16 protein-coding genes are annotated in these 17,968 nt (G+C 67.8%); 4 read left to right on the top strand and 12 right to left on the bottom strand.

Features of this window, described 5'->3' with window-relative positions:
- Positions 1-117 precede the first annotated feature (117 nt).
- Positions 118-1,044: a universal stress protein gene (locus OSB52_RS09540; RefSeq protein WP_235724251.1), complete on the bottom strand. Its 927-nt coding sequence runs from the start codon at positions 1,042-1,044 to the stop codon at positions 118-120.
- A gap of 171 nt (positions 1,045-1,215) precedes the next feature.
- Here OSB52_RS09540 and OSB52_RS09535 point away from each other — a divergent pair, with 171 nt between their 5' ends.
- A complete protein-coding gene (locus OSB52_RS09535) occupies positions 1,216-3,627 on the top strand; it encodes a Tex family protein (protein ID WP_266061471.1) in 2,412 nt (803 codons plus the stop codon).
- 17 nt (positions 3,628-3,644) lie between these two features.
- Here OSB52_RS09535 and OSB52_RS09530 read toward each other — a convergent pair whose 3' ends face one another.
- Together OSB52_RS09530 and OSB52_RS09525 are read right to left on the bottom strand one after the other, a co-directional pair.
- Positions 3,645-4,988 (bottom strand): glycoside hydrolase family 183 protein, encoded by a 1,344-nt coding sequence (locus OSB52_RS09530; protein ID WP_235724249.1) that lies wholly within the window; start codon positions 4,986-4,988, stop codon positions 3,645-3,647.
- A 187-nt stretch (positions 4,989-5,175) separates the two neighbouring features.
- Positions 5,176-5,577 carry an SRPBCC family protein gene (locus tag OSB52_RS09525; RefSeq protein ID WP_235724248.1) on the bottom strand — a complete coding sequence of 134 codons (402 nt, stop codon included), beginning with the start codon at positions 5,575-5,577 and terminating at the stop codon, positions 5,176-5,178.
- Positions 5,578-5,626: 49 nt separating this feature from the next.
- Between OSB52_RS09525 and OSB52_RS09520 the strand changes: the two genes are divergently transcribed.
- On the top strand, positions 5,627-6,445 hold the full coding sequence (locus OSB52_RS09520) for a shikimate 5-dehydrogenase (RefSeq protein ID WP_266061469.1): 819 nt from the start codon (positions 5,627-5,629) through the stop codon (positions 6,443-6,445).
- A gap of 13 nt (positions 6,446-6,458) precedes the next feature.
- Here the strand turns inward: OSB52_RS09520 and OSB52_RS09515 are convergent, their stop codons facing one another.
- Positions 6,459-7,304 (bottom strand): arylamine N-acetyltransferase family protein, encoded by an 846-nt coding sequence (locus OSB52_RS09515; protein WP_372512389.1) that lies wholly within the window; start codon positions 7,302-7,304, stop codon positions 6,459-6,461.
- Positions 7,305-7,410: 106 nt separating this feature from the next.
- Between OSB52_RS09515 and OSB52_RS09510 the strand changes: the two genes are divergently transcribed.
- Complete coding sequence (locus OSB52_RS09510; protein WP_266061466.1) at positions 7,411-7,533, top strand: hypothetical protein; 123 nt, start codon at positions 7,411-7,413, stop codon at positions 7,531-7,533.
- Between the two features lie 75 nt (positions 7,534-7,608).
- Here OSB52_RS09510 and OSB52_RS09505 read toward each other — a convergent pair whose 3' ends face one another.
- The 3 genes from OSB52_RS09505 to OSB52_RS09495 form a co-directional block, all read right to left on the bottom strand.
- The gene (locus tag OSB52_RS09505; RefSeq protein ID WP_235724245.1) at positions 7,609-8,001 is read right to left on the bottom strand and encodes a PIN domain-containing protein; all 393 of its coding nucleotides are present in this window, start codon (positions 7,999-8,001) and stop codon (positions 7,609-7,611) included.
- 26 nt (positions 8,002-8,027) lie between these two features.
- Entirely contained in the window at positions 8,028-9,449 is a 1,422-nt protein-coding gene (locus OSB52_RS09500) for an FAD-binding oxidoreductase (protein WP_235724244.1), read from the bottom strand.
- 157 nt (positions 9,450-9,606) lie between these two features.
- Positions 9,607-12,813: an ATP-binding protein gene (locus OSB52_RS09495; RefSeq protein WP_266061463.1), complete on the bottom strand. Its 3,207-nt coding sequence runs from the start codon at positions 12,811-12,813 to the stop codon at positions 9,607-9,609.
- A gap of 125 nt (positions 12,814-12,938) precedes the next feature.
- On the opposite strand from OSB52_RS09495, the gene OSB52_RS09490 reads away from it, so the two are divergent.
- A complete protein-coding gene (locus OSB52_RS09490; RefSeq protein WP_266061461.1) occupies positions 12,939-13,505 on the top strand; it encodes a mismatch-specific DNA-glycosylase in 567 nt (188 codons plus the stop codon).
- 31 nt (positions 13,506-13,536) lie between these two features.
- On the opposite strand, the gene OSB52_RS09485 is transcribed toward OSB52_RS09490, so the two are convergent.
- From OSB52_RS09485 to OSB52_RS09465, 5 genes are all read right to left on the bottom strand, one after another.
- On the bottom strand, positions 13,537-13,833 hold the full coding sequence (locus tag OSB52_RS09485; protein ID WP_235724240.1) for a DUF503 domain-containing protein: 297 nt from the start codon (positions 13,831-13,833) through the stop codon (positions 13,537-13,539).
- A gap of 23 nt (positions 13,834-13,856) precedes the next feature.
- Entirely contained in the window at positions 13,857-15,104 is a 1,248-nt protein-coding gene (locus tag OSB52_RS09480) for a polysaccharide pyruvyl transferase family protein (RefSeq protein WP_266061459.1), read from the bottom strand.
- A 43-nt stretch (positions 15,105-15,147) separates the two neighbouring features.
- Positions 15,148-15,990 carry a polyphosphate kinase 2 gene (gene ppk2 / locus OSB52_RS09475; RefSeq protein ID WP_266061458.1) on the bottom strand — a complete coding sequence of 281 codons (843 nt, stop codon included), beginning with the start codon at positions 15,988-15,990 and terminating at the stop codon, positions 15,148-15,150.
- Positions 15,991-16,059: 69 nt separating this feature from the next.
- A complete protein-coding gene (locus OSB52_RS09470) occupies positions 16,060-17,052 on the bottom strand; it encodes a malate dehydrogenase (RefSeq protein WP_266061457.1) in 993 nt (330 codons plus the stop codon).
- 122 nt (positions 17,053-17,174) lie between these two features.
- Positions 17,175-17,756 (bottom strand): META domain-containing protein, encoded by a 582-nt coding sequence (locus OSB52_RS09465; protein ID WP_235724236.1) that lies wholly within the window; start codon positions 17,754-17,756, stop codon positions 17,175-17,177.
- Positions 17,757-17,968 lie beyond the last annotated feature (212 nt).

The raw sequence follows: 17,968 nt of genomic DNA, 5'->3' as shown, positions 1-17,968 counted from the left end.
ATCAGGGTCGCCCTCAATAATACCCAGGGGGGTATATAAAAGCCCGTGACAGCGACGGATATCACACAATGGCGGAGATGTTCAGATGTGCGCGGGCGGCACTCGGACAGCGGCCATTCAGGCCTCGCTCTCCCTGGAGCGGGCGATGATCACCGGAATCCGAGCTGCGTTGACCACCGCGGCGCTCACCGATCCGAGGAGCATTCCGGAGAAGCCACCGTGGCCGTGGCTGCCCACGACCACCAGTTGCGCCGACCGGGCGTGATCGAGGAGGCCCACGGCGGGTGACTTGGCGACGATGGGTATGGAGACCGGGCGTACGGTGACCTCCGGGTACTTCCGTCTCCAGACGGCCAGATGCTCTTCGAGGACTTCGGCCGCCTTGTCGGACAGATTTCGCCACTCGATCGGCGCCCAGTTCAGGGTCGGGATGTTGAGCCGGCTCATGTCGCTCCAGGTGTGTACGGCCACCAACTCGACCCCGCGGCAGGCCGCCTCTTCGAACGCGAGGCCGGTCGCCAGCTCGGAAGTCGGTGATCCGTCGACTCCCACCACGACCGGGGACTGATCCGAGACCCCTTCGGGCGGTTCCTCGTCGTGGATCACGGCGACCGGGCAACGCGCGTGGTGGGCGAGTCCTGAACTCACCGAGCCCAGCACGGCACCGGCCACCCGTGATTGGCCGCGACATCCGACGACCACCAGCGCCGCGTTCTCGGACAACTCGGTCAGCATCGGCACGGCCGGACCGTGCATCACTTCAGTGGTGATCTGCAGCTCACCTGGCGCGGCAGCCTTGTGGGCGATCTCGCGCGCATCGTCGATCACCTTGCGGGCGTTGTCCTCTTGCCAGCGCACGACGTCGAGATTCGCGAAACCCTCCGGCCAGGGTTCGGCCGGCATCACGATCGGGGCAATGACGTGGACCAATGCCAAGGGCCGGCCACGCATCTGGGCATCGCGCGCCGCCCACTCGACGGCCGCGATCGATGACGGCGACCCGTCGAGTCCGACGACGACGGGGCTTGTTCGGGCATCTGGCATGACGACCTTCTCTCCGTGCGCGGGCAAAGAGTCGCGGTCGCAGATGCAGCCACGACAAGTATCAGATTAGGAGATCGGCATGTCCGACACCGGAGGCTTCGGGCCCGGGCCGGAGGGCACTTGTGCCCGGGTGGCGGCGCGGCGACCGTTGCCCTGTCGGGTGGCTTCGGTATGGTCCTCCGGGTGAATGCGAGCCCAGCTGTGAAGTCCGTGAACGCACGCCTCGCCGAGGAACTGGCCGTCGCCGAAGGCCAGGTGGCCGCCGCGGTGCGGCTACTCGACGAGGGCTCCACCGTGCCGTTCATCGCGCGCTACCGCAAAGAGGTCACCGGCAGCCTCGACGACGCGCAACTGCGCACGCTGGACGAGCGGCTCCGCTATCTGCGCGAGCTCGACGAGCGGCGTGATGCCGTGCTCGCGTCGATCGACGAACAGGGCAAGCTGACCGACGAACTGCGCGCCGCGCTGCTCGGCGCGGAGACCAAGGCGCGCGTCGAGGACATCTACCTGCCCTACAAGCCGAAGCGTCGCACGAAGGCGCAGATCGCCCGAGAGGCAGGCCTCGAGCCGCTGGCCGATCGCCTGCTCGCCGATCCGGGGCTGGTTCCCGAAGAGGTGGCCGCCGAGTTCGGCAACGACCAGGTCGCCGACGCCGCCGCCGCCCTCGACGGCGCCCGGCACATCCTCATCGAACGCGCTGCCGAGGACGCCGAACTCGTTGGGGCCATCCGCGAGAAGTTCTGGGCCGACGGCGCGATGCGGACCGCGGCACGTTCGGAGAGCGCGGCGTCGTCGCCGGCCGCCCAGAAGTTCCGCGATTACTTCGACTTCACGGAGCCATTGGACTCGATGCCGTCCCACCGGGTGCTTGCGGTACTGCGCGGAGAGAAGGAAGAAGCGCTGTCGTTGACCCTCGACGGCGGCGAGGACGACGCGTACGAGGCGATGGTGGCCGCGACCCTGGGGATCGATGCCGCCCACCCGGGCGCGGCGACGCCCTGGCTGGTGACGACGGCGCGCTGGGCGTGGCGGACGAAGCTGATGATGTCGGCTTCGATCGAAGCGCGGGTGGCCCTGCGTCAACGCGCCGAAGCCGACGCGGTCACCGTCTTCGCGACCAACCTGAAGGATCTGCTGTTGGCGGCACCGGCGGGAACACGACCGACGTTGGGCCTGGATCCCGGCTTCCGGACCGGCGTCAAGGTGGCCGTGGTCGACGGGACCGGCAAGGTGCTCGACACGTGCGCTGTTTATCCTCATCAGCCGCAGAAGCAGTGGGACCAGGCCAAGGCGACGCTGGCCGCGCTCATCAGCCGCCATGACGTCGATCTGGTGGCCATCGGCAACGGCACCGCATCGCGCGAAACCGATGCGCTGGCAGCGGAATTGATTGCCGAGATCCGCTCATCGGGTACTCGTGCACCGGCGAAGGCGGTGGTGAGCGAGGCGGGCGCCTCGGTGTACTCGGCATCGGAGTACGCCTCTCGAGAGCTGCCCGACCTGGATGTCTCGTTGCGCGGCGCGGTCTCGATCGCGCGTCGGCTCCAGGATCCGCTGGCCGAGCTGGTCAAGATCGACCCCAAATCGATCGGCGTCGGTCAGTACCAGCACGACGTGGCACCGGGCACGCTGGCGCGGAGTCTCGATGCGGTGGTCGAGGACGCCGTCAACGCGGTCGGCGTTGACCTCAACACCGCGTCGGTGCCGCTGCTGTCCCGGGTGTCGGGGGTCACCCCGGCGCTCGCCGCCGCCATCGTGGCGCATCGTGACAACACCGGGCCGTTCCACAGCCGCCAGGGACTACTCGATGTGCCTCGCCTGGGCCCGAAGGCGTTCGAGCAGTGTGCGGGGTTCCTCCGCATCCGGGACGGTGAGGACCCGTTGGATTCCTCCGGCGTGCACCCCGAGGCGTACCCGGTGGTGCGTCGTATCCTCGATCGCGCCGGGGTGGGCATCACCGAGCTGATCGGGAATGCTCGGACGCTGCGCGGCCTGCGCCCGACCGACTTCGCCGACGAACGCTTCGGCATCCCGACCGTGACCGACATCCTCGCCGAACTCGAGAAGCCGGGTCGCGACCCGCGACCGGCGTTCGAGACGGCGACGTTCGCCGCCGGCGTGGAGAAGGTGGCCGACCTCACGCCGGGCATGATCCTCGAGGGCGTGGTCACCAACGTCGCCGCCTTCGGCGCCTTCGTCGATGTCGGCGTTCATCAGGATGGGCTTGTGCACGTGTCGGCGATGTCGGACAGATTCGTCTCCGATCCGCACGAGGTGGTGCGGTCCGGACAGGTGGTGAGGGTCAAGGTCCTCGACGTCGATGTGGACCGCAAACGAATCGGTCTCACCTTGCGGCTCGATGACGAGGTCGGCGCCGGATCGGGGAAAACAGCCCCGAAGAAGGCCGGTGGACGACGGCCTGAGCGGGGCCAGGGCAACGAATCCCAGCGCAACGGGTCCCAGCGCAACGGGTCCCAGCGCGATCGGTCCGGTAAGCGCGGTCGGGACTCGGGCCGCGGCAGCCGTGCCCAGCCCAACGGCTCGATGGCGCAGGCGTTGCGCGACGCCGGTTTCGGGCGCTGAGTCGTAAATCGTGTCCACTATCCGGGCACGCGGCGCAAGTCGGTGCGCAGCAGCATCACGTTGTAGTCACTCCAGCGTGACGCGTTGAAGTACAGCTCCGGGGAATCGCCCTGGAGCGCAGGGGAGTCGGGCAACATCATCGGGCCGTAGACGACGATGGTGTTCGGGGCGACCAGGTAGCGCGGTGCGCTCCACGGTCCCTGCGGGTGTTCGGCCGTGCGCATCCGGATGCCGTTGTCGCCGTCGAGCATCACGTACCTGTCGAGATATGGGCTCCACGCCACCGACAATTCGGTCACCGGCTGCGGCACAACCTGCGACTGCACGTCGGGCATGTCGGCGAGTGCAACCCAACCGGCTGCCTCGCCACCCCAGTACTCGTAGCGGTCGAGATCGAGGATGTCGGCCGGCTTGAACCGGGCGAGGAAGGCGGCACCGAAACGGCCGTTGGGAGTTCCGAACTGGTAGATGTAGTCCTTCTCGCCGGCCACGTCCGGCCGACCGCGTACATACGCGTTCTGCTGGAACTTGCCGTTGTTGTACTCCACGGTCGGCAGTGCGGCCGGTAGCGCCAGCGAGATCGGCGAGTTGATCCGGATGGTGTCCTGGTCGGTGTGCCAGGTCTGACCGTTGTCGTCGGAATGTGCGATCGCGGAGAAGTTGGTCACCCAGTTTCCGGCCGATCCCCACGAACGAACTGACATGTAATTGATGAACTGTCGATGTCCCGAACCCCAGGGCAGCGAGATCGCCGCGGTCGGGATCGTGGTCACCTCGATTGCGGAGATGCCCAGGGACGGAATGAGTTCCTGGGCGTAATTCGGTTCGCCGGCGGCGATGACCGTGCCCGACGTCGGGTCACCGGCCACTCCGTCGGGCACTCGGATCCCGTCAGACAGACGGTGGTCATCCGACCGCAGCAGCACATTGTGGCGCCACTGCTGACCCAGCGCATTGCAGTTGCCGAAGGTGTCGCCGAAGGCCATCAGGGTCTGCCCGGTGCCGTTGTCCCAACTGACACCGAGATCGGTGCCACTGATCGCGAATCGGCTGAAAGTGCGGTTGGGGCTCAGGGGGCCGGTGACCCAGGCGATCGATCTGGTGCTGACGCCGAAGTACGGCGGCAGGGGCCCTTGCGGGCCGATGTTCGGAATATCCGAGCTGCCCAGGGAACCGCTGGAACCGAGGGAACCGCTCGATCCCAGTGACCCGGTATCGGGGACGCTCGAGCCGAATCCGCCGTTGCCGCAGGGCGCGGCGCCGGCGACGCCGGCCCCATGGCCGGTGGCCAGTACGCATGCGGAGACGGCGAGGGCCCCGACCATCGCGAGCCGCGCAGTGCGCGTGAGTCGACGCCGCACGAGACCTCCCCGTCCATGGGTCTGTTACTGATGTGATCAGTGTTACTGGTGGGGTAATTGTGACCCAGGGGATGACGAAATCGAAGACGTCCCACGGTCACGATCTGGTCTCGCAACAACTACACCGAGAACTGGCAACCACACAGGCCATTTGCCATGTGATTGACAGTTCCCCGGGTGAATACCGTCAGCTGCGAAGGGCGACCGCGTCGCGCAGCGCGATGAGGTCACGCAGAACGGCCGCGCAATCGGTCTCGAACTCGGCGTCGGAGAGGTCACGTCGACGAACCGTGAACACTACCTCGGCGCCTTCGGGGTGGGGAAGAACGCGCAACGGGTTGTGCACGACGGCGCCGTCCGGCAGTGTCACCTCGTGGTCGAGGACGCCGAATGAGTTGATCGGCGTGAAGTCGACGCGTACCTCGCCCATTGGCGATCGGACCACCAGGGTGTCGCCGTCGCGGCGGACGTCGGAGGCGAGGCCACCGGCCCACTGCGGAAGATTCGCCGGGTCGGCGGCATAGGCGTAGACCTCGTCGGGAGAGCTCGAGACGACGACCGAGATGTGTCGACTGCCGGTGTCGTTCATCACTCCGAGGCTACCCCGACGCGTGGGGACGACACGTTAGGGTGACGATATGCCGATCCTGAACAAGGACATGACGCTGTGCATCTCGCTGGCCGGACGTCCGTCGAACATCGGAACCAGATTCCACAACTTCCTCTACGACGAACTCGGCCTCAACTTCATCTACAAGGCGTTCACCACCGACGACATCGACGGTGCGATCTGTGGGGTCCGGGCCCTCGGGATCCGCGGATGCTCGGTGTCGATGCCGTTCAAGGAGGCAGTCATCCCGCTCGTCGACGAGATGGAGGAGTCGGCGTCGGCCATCGAGTCGGTCAACACGATCGTCAATGATTCGGGACGCCTCGTCGCGTCCAACACCGATTACGAGGCCGTCGCCGCACTGATCGACCGTCATGCACTGCCGACGTCGGCCTCGGTGGCGATCCGCGGGTCGGGCGGCATGGCCAAGGCAGTGGTGGCGGCCTTTCGCGGTGCCGGGTTCGACAACGTCACGGTGATCGCACGCAATCCGGACACCGGTGCCGCACTGGCTGACCGGTACGGCTATCGATTCGCGTCCGAGGACACCGGATCAGGCGCGGCGATCCTGGTCAACGTGACCCCGCTCGGCATGCGCGGCAGCGACGAGGACACCCTGTCTTTTGCTTCCGCCCAGATCGACGCAGCCGACGTCGTGTTCGACGTGGTCGCGTTCCCCGCCGAGACCCCGCTGATCCGCGCCGGACGCGCTGCGGGCAAGAGGGTGATCACCGGAGCCGAGGTGATCGCGCTGCAGGCGGCACGCCAATTCGAGAGATACACGGGAGTCGAGATCACCGCGGACCAGGTGCGACAAGCTTCCGAATTCTCGCGCGCCGCAACCTGATTCGGACGCCGCCTCAGTCGCTGATCACCTCGCGTACACGCGCCTCGAGGCGATCCACCGTGTCCACGTCGATACCGAAGTCGTGTGCGAGGACGTCGAGTATCTCGCGTTCCGACGCCAACTCTCGTTTGGTGCTCGTCCCGTCCGCCCGGTGAATCGACAGCAGACGGTTGCGCAGGTTCCAGCGAGCATCGTCGACGACGAGACAGGCCGACACCGTGGCGCGGAAATGGGAGTCGGGATGGGTCGAGGCAAACCAGCTGCCGACCACACCGTCGACCGCGGCGCGCGGGCGTTCGTCGAACAGGTACAGCGGCTGCCACCGGCCCGCCACTCGCGACTCCAGCACGTGCAGGTCAGCCTCGGGCCACACTCCCACGCGGAAGGGCTCGAGATCGGTGGGCTGCTCGTCGCCGATGGTGAAACGCAGTGGCGTGGTGGGGGTCTGCCCGCCGAAACCCACGTCGACGAGGTGGCGGCTACCGTCATCAGGAACCGTCACGGCCAGCAGCTGATGCGTCTCCGCGGGCAGCGGTCCCGGTCCCTTCATCCACACCACCCGGCCCGCGAGCTGATCGACGCGGAAACCGAGCGCGCACAGCACAGCACGGAACAGCCCGTTGTGCTCATAGCAGAACCCGCCGCGTCGCCGCCGAACGAGCTTGTCCTGCAGGCTCTCCGGGTCGAGATTGGCCACCGGGATCCCGGTGAGCGGATCGAGGTTCTCGAACGGGATGTGCCGAACGTGCGCGGCGACCAAGCTCGCCAGAACGTCGGCCGTGGGCCCGGGCACGCAAGGGTGACCGATTCGATCGAGGTAACCGTCGACATCGACCGTGCTGGTGTCCATGGCATCCATGGTCGCATCCCGCCCAGCGGATTCCGCATCCGTGCCCCGTGGCCGGGTATCCTCGCGTAGGCAGGCGGATGCCGCGCCTCACGGTGACCGACAGGACGGTGGCGAGATGGGCAAGATCCGGGTGACCGGGAAGGTGCGGGTGACCGGCAAGGTCCGGGTCACCGGCCTCGACGAGCTGCGCCGACGATTCACCAGACCAGCCCAGCGGCCGACACCGCCCGAACGCTGACCGCCCCGAACGCTGACCGGCCCCGGACACCCAGCCGCGCGCGGAGGATGTCTCGTCCGGAGCTGTGTGCGCTGATCAGGCCTGATCGTGCGCATGCAGGACGCTCGGCCCGGCCACGTTCGCGCCGAGTGTTCCCACCCGGCGGCGGAGTTCGCGGTCGGCCGTCACCACGAGTATCGGCCGATTCACCGCAGTGGCGACCAGGTCGACGATCCGATCGTCGCCGGGACCGGACGCTGCGACGGTGGCCACCGTGGGCACCGACGTGACGGTTCGGGCCTTACCCTCCACCACCATCAGCACCTCGACCGGTCCGGGCATCCCCGCCACACCGGTGTCGGCGAGGCCGACGAGTCGATCACGCAACCGCTCGGTCGCCCCGTGTCGGTCGCGCCACCAACCGTCGGGTCGCGAACCGACGACATTGGCGGCATCGACGACGATCAGCGGCAGCTGTTGGTCGGTCATGCCAGTAAATCTAGTGTCGCGGGACATCAGTGTCCGAAAGCGACCCCGTGGCAGAACCGGTTCTCCGGGTCGAGAGCGGACTTGATTGCGTTCAGTCGGCGGAGGTTGGTCTGGCTGAATGCACTCGCCGACCGTGCGGCCTTCTCGTCCCCTTCGAGGAAGTTCAGGTAGGCGGCACCGGTCACATACGGAGCCAGTGCCTGGCGGGTCAGGCGCTGGGCGGACTCCACCGCGAGACCCACGTGCGGGTCGGGGACCACCGACCCCAGCTCGAGCAGGAAGGTGCCCTCGCGGCCGCGGTCATTGGGCGCCGCGGATGCGCCGCGGGCAACCGCCGCGCCGGCATGGCGTATCTCGGCGAACAGGATCAGCGGCAGGGTGCCCGGAGCGGGGAGTACCCGATCCACCAGGATGTCGATGGCTGCATCAGGCAAGTCGTTCATCCACTCGGTGGTGACCATGGCCGGCATGGGATCGGTCGGATCCATGCTGATGGCGTCGGCCGCGGTGAACGGCATCTCCGCCCACATGTCGATCTCGGGGGTCTTCCACCGACGCCACTCGTCGATGATCTCGGCTCCGACGGTCAGATCACCGGACCAACAGCCGCGAACGAGGGTGAAGCTCTTGCCGCGCAGGGGTTCGGGCACGATGTCGAGCGGCGGGAAGTTCATCAGGCTGATAGCCGAGGTCAGGTCGTCCGGTTGATGTGGTGCCCACTCGGCAAAACGCCGCATGATCTCCGCGGCGTCCTCGGCCGGATAGAACAGGTTGCCCGCATAGACGGTGCTCACCGGGAACAGGTCGATGACGATGTCGGTGACGACGCCGAGGTTGCCGATGCCGCCGCCGCGTAGCGCCCAGAAGATGTCCGGATGACTCGTTGCACTGACCCGCAGCGGGTTGCCATCCGGGGTGACCAGGTCAAACGAGCGCACCGCGTCAGAGCACAATCCGTATTTGCGGCCGAGCCATCCGAATCCACCGCCGAGGGTGTAGCCCACCACACCGACGTCGGTGGTGGAACCGAGCAGCGGCGCCAGCCCGTGCTGCTGCGCGAGTTCGAGAACAGGGGCCCACTTGGCGCCGGCGCTAACCGTCGCCGTACGCGCCACCGGATCGACGGTTACGTCGGTCATCGTCGAGGTGTTGATCAGCAGTGCGTCGTGGGCCGGTGTGCCCGGCCCATGGCCGGTTGCCTGGATCGCCACCCGCAATCCCTCGTCCGCGGCGAACCGGACGGCCTCGACGACGTCGTGCCGGTTGGTGGGTACCGCGATCACCGCCGGCCGGTGATCGGTCAGCAGATTGAAACCGGCGCGCGCCTCGTCATAGCCGGGCTCGCCGGGAAAGTACACGTCGCCGGCGATGCGGTCGGCAAGCTCGGTCGGCCCGTCGGTTCGGGGTCGGACGGCGCGGTTGGTCGGTCGGGTGGACTGAATCGTCATCGGGGTTCCTCACTGTGTGCCGGATGTGCGGCGAACTGGTTATTCCGGATGACCACAACTCTCGCCGTCGCCCCTTGAGGGACACTTGGAGCCGGCTTGGGGTGACGACCGCAAGTCACGCGGGTCAGTTTGCGGGAGCGTGGTGGACGACAGCCGATCAACCCACGGGGTCGCCCGGGTACGGCGAGTAGCCGAGGTCCATGGCGAACGCGTCGATCCGCTCGCACAACGCGGTGCTCTGCTGGCGAGTCGCCACCCGGCGGGCCTCGGCCAACGTGTCGCGAACCATCGCGGACGGCTGGTCCGTGGCGTGCTGGAACTCGGCGCAGACCAACAGCCGGTGGGCATCCGGATATCGCTGGCCGGTGCGTTCGGCAAAGGTCTGTGCGTGCTCGAGCAGCACCGGCACATCCTCGAATCGGCCGACCGAGACCAGTGCCTCTGCATACAGTGCCCACCACAGGCCGGCGCCGGTGCGCTGTTCGGCTCGCGGATCGTGCAACCGCACGATGTGTTCGAGCGCGCCCTCGTCGGCGTCGCTGACCGCGCGCGACCACCAGTAGATCCGCTCTGCGGGCATTCGCAGGTATTCCAGCGCACTGTGGCCGGAGGAGCCCACGAGCCGTTCGCCCACCTCGCCGACCCAGTCGGCATCGCCGACGAGCGCACCGGCGGTGACGGCGAAGATCGCGGTACCCAGGTACGACATCGGGTCCTCGGGGCCGTTGTCGATCTGCTCGAACAGTGCACGGCCGTGACGGGGTCCCACATGCATGGTCGCGGTGAGCCCTGCGAAACCGCTGCCGATCATCAGTTGATCGGCCTGTATCCCGTCCACCGCGCGGTCGAATGTGATCTGGCTTTCCAGCAGTCGGTGGGCGTCGCCGATGTGCCCGCGGTCGAACAGGTCGATGGCGGCAGCTTGGGAGGCGAGATGGTGCACCACGGGCCGCTCACTGTGTCGCGCTCGTTCTGCCAAGGCATCGGCGTAGCGGCGGGCCGGCCGGATCTCGGCGAGTTGGGAATGCGCGGCGAACCGCGCATAGTTCAGGCGGGCGAGCAGCGCGTCGTCGTGGGCGCGCTCACCGAGTTCGCGGGCGCGGCGTAGGAGTTCGCGATCGGCTGCGAAGTAGCCGTGTCGGGCGACATCGCCGGCGAGCATCGTGCTGATTGCTTCGAGTTCCATCGGTTCGTCGCCGATCGACCGGGCCAATTGTGCGGCGTCGGTGAGCCTCCGGTCCGCCGCATCGAAGTTGTAGCTGCGCAGGGCGATGTGCCCGGCTTCCAGGAGCGCACGGGCGGTTCGGGTCCGGTCGGCCAGGGGGCCGGCCGCCCAGAGGTGGATGGCGCGCTGGGTGGCCGTGGTCGCGCCGGTGGCGTGCTCGAGCTGATCGGCGATGGCGAGATGAATACGGTATGTCCGCCCAGTTGACAGCCCGCCGGCGATGGCCTCCCGGATGAGATCGTGGTCGAACCGAAAAGTGAAGGGATCGTCGGCCGTCGCGCCGATCAACCCGGCGGCATAGGCGGGTTCGAGAGATTCGAGCATCCGGTCGGGCGTTGTCTCCGCAGCCCCTGCCAGCAACGACAGGTCCACCTGACGTCCGATCAACGCGGCGACCTCGAGTACGCGTATTGTCTCCGCCGGGAGCGGGCCGAGCCGTTCGCGGACCACGTCGCGCACGCCGGCCGGCACCGCGCCGTCGGCCATCGAGCCTCTGTCGGCCAGGATTCGAGCCAACTCACGGACGAAGAATGCGTTTCCGCGCGTCCGTCGCGCAATCGTGGCCACGGTGCCCGCCGTTGGCCGTTCCTGGGTTTCCCGCTGTACCAACGCCGCGATGTCGTCGTCGGATAAGGGGCCCACCTCGATGCGCCGGTGCTCGGGCAACCGTGACACCGCCGCGAGCGCATCGACGACCGCGCTGCGATGGACCCGCGTCCGCACCGACGCGAAAAAGGTGACCCCGGGAGTGCCGCGGGCGGCCATGTGCGCGAACAGCTCCAGCGACGCGCTGTCGGCCCAGTGCAGATCGTCGAGGACGATGATCAGAAGGTGATCGAGCGCGACTCGCGTGAGCATGTCCGCAGCCTGGTCGTAGAACCGGAATCGAGCCGCGGCATCGGGCATCTCGCGTGGCGGTGGGATGACCGTGGTGCCGTGGGTGACCATCCGGCCGAGATCGTTGTCGAGCAGCGCCGAGCGGTCATCGTCGGTCATCTCGGGTAGGACGGCCCCGAGGATCTGCACCCACGGCCACATCGACGGTGCTGCGGCATCTTCGGTGCACCGCCCCCACAACACCGTGACGTCGGCGGCACCGGCGGCGCGCCGGGTCGCCTCGGCGATCAGCGCGCTCTTGCCGGCTCCGGCATCACCTTCCACAACGACGATGCCACCGGGCCCCTGCAGGGAGGAGAGCACGGTGCGATGGGCAGCCGCGAGTTCGTCGGCGCGGCCGATCAATGCCGCGGGCGCCGATGCCGGTGTTGCTGGTGTGGTGGTGATCGTGCGGCCATGCGGAGCGCGCACACCCGAGTTGCGGGCGGTGCTGCGGATGCCGGGGGTGGCGGTCGAGCGCCGAGATGGGGCGGACTCGAGGTGTGGTGCGTGGTCGAGAATGTCGCGTTCGAGCTCGCGCAATCGTGGGCCCGGGTCCACGCCGATTTCGTCGGCGAGATGGCGCCGGGCATCGGCGATGGCGGCCAGCGCTTCGGACTGACGCCCGAGGCGGTACCGCGCGGTGGCCAGCAATACCCACAGGCCCTCGTCGAGCGGTGCACGGCGCACGGCCTGCTCCAGTTCGGGCACAAGTGCCCGGTGCTCGCCGAGCGTCAACCGCAACTCATAGGAGAACTCACGGGCCTCACCGACGGTGCGCTCGAGGTGCGCCGCGGCCTCATCGCGGAAGGTCAGACCTTCGAACTCCGGGAGCAGCGGGCGATACCCGGCCAGGGCAGCCCTCAGATCGCTTGCCGCGCTCTCGAGGTCGCCTCGGCGCTGCTGCTCGTGTGCTGCCGCGATCGCAGCGTTGAGCGCGCGGACGTCGACGTCCGCGTCGCCGGCGATGAGGACGTAACCCGTGCCACGGGTGACGAGCACCGTCGACGGTGAGCGCGGCCGTCGGCCGGGTTCGAGGGCCTTGCGCAGACCAGAGACATAAGCCTGGACGGACACCTCGGCCCGATCCGGTGGCGTCGCACCCCAGATCCCGTCGATCAGTCGATCGACGCTCACCGCATTGCCCTCGGCAAGCAGTAGCTGGGCGAGGATGGCGCGTTGTTTGCGCGTGCCGAGTTCGGCGGGCTCGGAATCGATCTGCGCGCCGAGGCCGCCCAGGACCGTGTACGCGAGCCGAGCCATCAGCGCGAGTGTAGACGGGAATGTGTGGCCACGCCTTGTATCGGTGAACTGCCCGACTACGCTGGCGCCGTGTCCGTTTCCGCTTCTCAGTTCGTGCGCTGTTCGGTCGGCGAGACGAGGCCCTGATGGGTTTCACCACCGAAGAGCTGATGCGCTGTCGCGACAAGGAGGTCGCCGACCTGGTGGGGCCGGACTGTCGCCTCCTGTTCGTCGGGATCAACCCGGGATTGTGGACAGCGGCCGTGGGCGCACATTTCGCGCGTCCGGGCAACCGGTTCTATCCCGCGCTGTACCGCGCCGGGATCGTCGACCGGTTGATCGACGCGTCGGCCGGCATGTCCACCGACGATCGTGATCTCCTGTGCCGCCGCGGTGTCGGGATCACGAATGTGGTGGCTCGCGCCACGGCGACGGCGGCCGAATTGTCGGCCGACGAACTGACATCCGGTGGGCGTCGGCTGCGGGAGCGGGTCGCAGAGATCCAGCCGGTCGTCGTCGCTGTGGCGGGTATCACCGCATACCGTTCGGCTTTCGGCGTGCCGCGGGCGGTGGTGGGCCGGCAAGAGGAGCGCTGGGATGGGGCACAACTGTGGGTGGTGCCCAACCCGAGTGGACTCAACGCGCACGAGACCGTCGATTCGTTGGCGGCAGCCTACGCCGCGCCTGCACGCGCTGCGGGGCTGGTCGGCTGAAACCCCAGACGCCGACTCGGCCGACCGGAGCTCAGATGTCCGATGCGGAGATGAGTCGCTGACGGACCGAGAGCAGTTCCATCTCGGGACGGCCACCCGCGAACCGCTCGACGTTGTCGAGCACCTCGATGACATGAGCGCGGTCGGCGGCGACCATGCCCACACCGATCAGCGTCCGACGGTGGGCGTCGAGATGGCCGACCTCGGCGGCGGAGACACTGAACCGGCGACGAAGCTCTGCGACTACGGGGCGCACCAACGACCGCTTGTGTTTGAGCGAGTGCACATCTCCCAGGAGATAGTCGAACTCGGCGAAACCGATCCACATGGTGGGGCCAGTGTAGTTCCGGGTCAGAAGCCACGCCGCCGCGGGTACAGGCGTTCGGCAAGGGCGTGTTTCTCGGACACGCGTCGAGCACGTGCATCCTGGGCGAACCCTCCGGCGATCGGACGATCCGGGATGACCTCCGGATCGGCGACGACGGTCCACCGTGAGCCGGCCGCGGTGAGCGACCCGTGCTTGGCGGCGTAATAGTCGGGCCGAGGTATCACGGCGACCCCGGAGTCACCGGCCGCGGCCGCGACCAGGTGGGGGTGGAAGCGGGTGCTGATCCACGTGTTGCCCAGGCCGGCCGGCATACCCCGATGCCAAACATCCAGGAAGGGGACGGTGCGGGCGCCGTGCAGGCGATCGCCGAGGCGCACCACGATGTCCCGGTCGCGGCCCGGAATTCCTTCGACCACGGTGACCGCGTCGCCGGGGACGTCCCAGGCGTCGAGCGTGGCGTGCACGAACTCCGCGAGCGCAGGCGCACCACGGTGACCGTGCCAGGCGAAGTCGTCGGTCAGATCACCCTGGATGCACAGCGTCACACCGCCGTCGGGCGTCATGGACTCCGGTTTCTGCAGCGTGCCGGCATCATCGATCGTGAGCCAGGCATCGTCGCCGGTCTGTCGCAGCGCGGGCGTCGGCGCAAGTGCGTCGGCAGACGCGGCATCCCGGACATCGAAGACGTCGAACTCAGCCACCGCCTTCTCGAGCACAGACCACGCCGGTTCGGGCGCCCGCGGCAGCAGTCCCTGCCCGCTGGCGTAGGCCGCGACGCCAGCGGTCCGCGCCAATTCGGCGATCGCTGCCACCAGCGAGACATGATGGGGCCATACGGCATTGACGTATCCACCGCCGAGGAGGTGGACCGATGAGGCTCGGCGGAAAACGTCGACGCCCTCGGCGAGGCGGGGCGCCGGTCCGAACCGGGTCGCGGCGTCGGCTACCCAGACCCATGGCGTGTCGGGATCCGGCCCATCGGTGCGCGTGCGATTCGACGCATACTGCGTGAGCTGCCATAGGGTGTCGACGAAGACGGCCCGAGGATGGATGTCGCGCAGCAACAGTCCGGCCTGACCGGGGCTGTGACAATCCAGTACCACCCTCGCCCGAGGGCGGGTGCGGGCCAAGTGGCGCAGCCAGCCTCGGGCGATCAGTTCGTCGCCGTAGTTCGGCCAGCCGGCCGGAGAGACGAGATAGATGATCTCGTCGTGTCCGCGGCGGACACCGAGGCGATCGCGGATGGCAGCAGGCACACCGGGCACAGGCACCCACGGGATGTTACCCACCCGCTCCGATCACCGGGGCAGGTCGTCAGTCATCGCTGCCGAGCATGTCGGCCACATGGTCGGGGACGTACTTCGACAGCGATCGTGGCGGACGCCGGTAGTTGCCGGTGTCGACCGGCTTCTTGGGCAGCTCCACCTTCGGCCGGGGCACGTCCTCGTAGTCGATGGTCGAGAGCAGATGGGAGATCATGTTGAGGCGGGCATGCTTCTTCACATCGGATTCGACGACGAACCACGGGCTCGTCGCGGTGTCGGTGTGGACCATCATCTCGTCCTTGGCCCGGGAGTAGTCCTCCCATCGGTAGACCGCCTCGAGGTCCATCGGGCTGAGCTTCCATTGCCGGACCGGATCGTCGAGTCGGGACTTGAACCGCTTGAGCTGCTCATCGTCGGACACCGAGAACCAGTACTTGCGCAACAGGATTCCGTCGTCGATGAGCATCTGTTCGAAGATCGGTGTCTGACGGAGGAAGCGCGTGTGCTCCTCCGGTGTGCAGAAGCCCATCACTTTCTCCACACCGGCCCGGTTGTACCAGGATCGGTCGAACAACACGATCTCGCCGGGCGCGGGCAGATGGGCAACGTAGCGCTGGTAATACCACTGACCGCGTTCGCGATCCGTCGGCGCGGGCAGAGCGGCAACTCGCGTGACACGGGGGCTCAGGTATTCGCTGATGCGTTTGATGGTGCCGCCCTTGCCGGCGGCGTCGCGTCCCTCGAAGATCACCACGACGCGGCTACCGGTTGCCCGTACCCACTCCTGCAGTTTCACCAATTCGGTCTGCAGCCGGAACAGTTCGGCCTCGTACGCCTTGGTGGAGAGCTTCGGCCTTTTCGCGGCCTTGTCGTCCTTCGCCTTCTTCGCCATTCACAGAGGATGCCACGGACACCGGTCGCGGGCGATGACACCGCGCCAGCGCCGCAGGTGCGGTGTCGGTCAGGCCGGCAACAGATCTCCCACCGCTGAGATCTCGGCGGTGAGTTCGGCCACCGATGCGTCGATGCGGGCTCGTGAGAATTCGTTGATCTCGAGCCCCGAGACGATTTCCCATCGCCCGCCGACCGGGCGAACCGGGAATGAGCACACCACACCTTCCGGAACTCCATACATTCCTGGGGAGGGGAGTGCAGCCGAGGTCCAGTCGTCGCCCTCGATGCCCAGCACCCAGTCGTGGATGTGGTCGATGGTCGCACTGGCTGCCGACGCCGCCGACGATGCCCCGCGCGCCTCGATGATGGCCGTGCCACGGGTGGCCACGGTGGGGATGAAATCGTCGATAAGCCACGCGCGGTCGGCCGCGAAATCAGCTCCGCTGCGCCCGGCGACCCGGGCATGGAAGATGTCGGGATACTGGGTGGGGGAGTGATTGCCCCACACCGAGACCCGGCTGATGTCGCGCGCCGCGCAGCCGGCACGGCGCGCCAACTGCGCGATCGCGCGATTGTGGTCGAGGCGGGTGAGTGCGGTGAACCGCTCCGGTGGGATGTCGGGGGCGTGCGCCGCGGCGATGGCGGCGTTGGTGTTGGCCGGGTTGCCGACCACGATGACGCGGAGATCTGGCGCGGCAACGTCGTTGAGCACCCGGCCCTGTTCGGCGAAGATGGCGGCGTTGGCCTGCAGCAGGTCGGCCCGCTCCATCCCCTTGGTCCGGGGCTTGGCACCGATCAGGAGCGCGAACTCGGCGCCATCGAAGGCGGCCCGCGGGTCGTCATAGATGTCCACCGAGACGAGTTGCTCGAAAGCGCCGTCGTCGAGTTCCATCGCGGTGCCCTCCGCGGCCGAGACCGCATGCGGCAACTCCAGCAACCGCAGTCGAACCGGACGATCATGGCCCAACATCGCGCCGGCGGCGATCCGGAACAGGGCGGCGTATCCGATCTGCCCTGCGGCACCGGTCACGGTTACTACGGCGGGGGTGGTCGATGACATCGTGTCCTCTCGTCAGAGTTCTCACAAAGGAAGGTTGCTCAAAATCAGGGCAGTGGCTGATGAGGGACAAGCGGGGTGCCATTCGTCGATGGCCGACGCAACGGCGGGTGGCCCGACGCTACTTACCGATCCTCGAGCAGGATCACCGTGTGCACCGGGCTCGACAGCGTGAGGATCGGGCCGATTACGCGCCAGACCAGTGGGACCGACGTGAAACGGGCCAGCCACTCGTCGGCGTCGGCACGGGGTGGGGGACAGGCCATCATCGTGGATGCGAGCCGGCCGATCCGGAGTCGGTCACCGGTGACGGCCACGCTGCCGGCGTGCGAGTTGCATCCGGCGTCCATACCGACACGGTGCGCGTTGTCGAAACCGATGACCACGGGGCCACCACCCGGGATGGTGCCGCCGATCACGGTGACAGATGTATATGTGCGGCCGGCGAGCAGGGCATACGGGTCGTCGAGCGGCAACGGCGGCACCGGCGCCGGTCGGATGGGCGCAGGAGGCACCGGCGCGGGTGCCGCTGCGACCGGCCCGGCGACGAGTGGCTGCGCCAGGATCGCGCTACACAGGAGGAGCATCGGCGCAGATCGGCGCCGATGCCGACCCCGGGGCTCGCGGTGCGGTTCGGTGCACTCGACCGCGTCCGAACCGATGGGGCCGCGCGTCGCCGATGGTGCCTTCACCCCGATGAGTGGCATGGTTCCACGGTACCCAACCGCGACGCCGTTCGCGGGTGGTGACGGCCGGTGATGTCGGCGAGACGACCGGTGGGTGTCGGGCACTGCAAGGCCCCGGTGTCGAGCACCGAAGCGGCGAACGCGGCGCGTACCGTGGACGGCGACCTCGGGGCCGCCCCGCGGTGGATTCGCGCGTCCGCGGGCGTGCCGCCATCGAGACCCGGCGCTCCGAC

Source organism: Gordonia aquimaris (assembly GCF_026262595.1).
GTDB classification, from domain to species: Bacteria; Actinomycetota; Actinomycetes; order Mycobacteriales; family Mycobacteriaceae; genus Gordonia; species Gordonia tangerina.
Note: the sequence above shows the minus strand (reverse complement) of the source record. Positions and strands in the feature narration are given on the sequence as shown.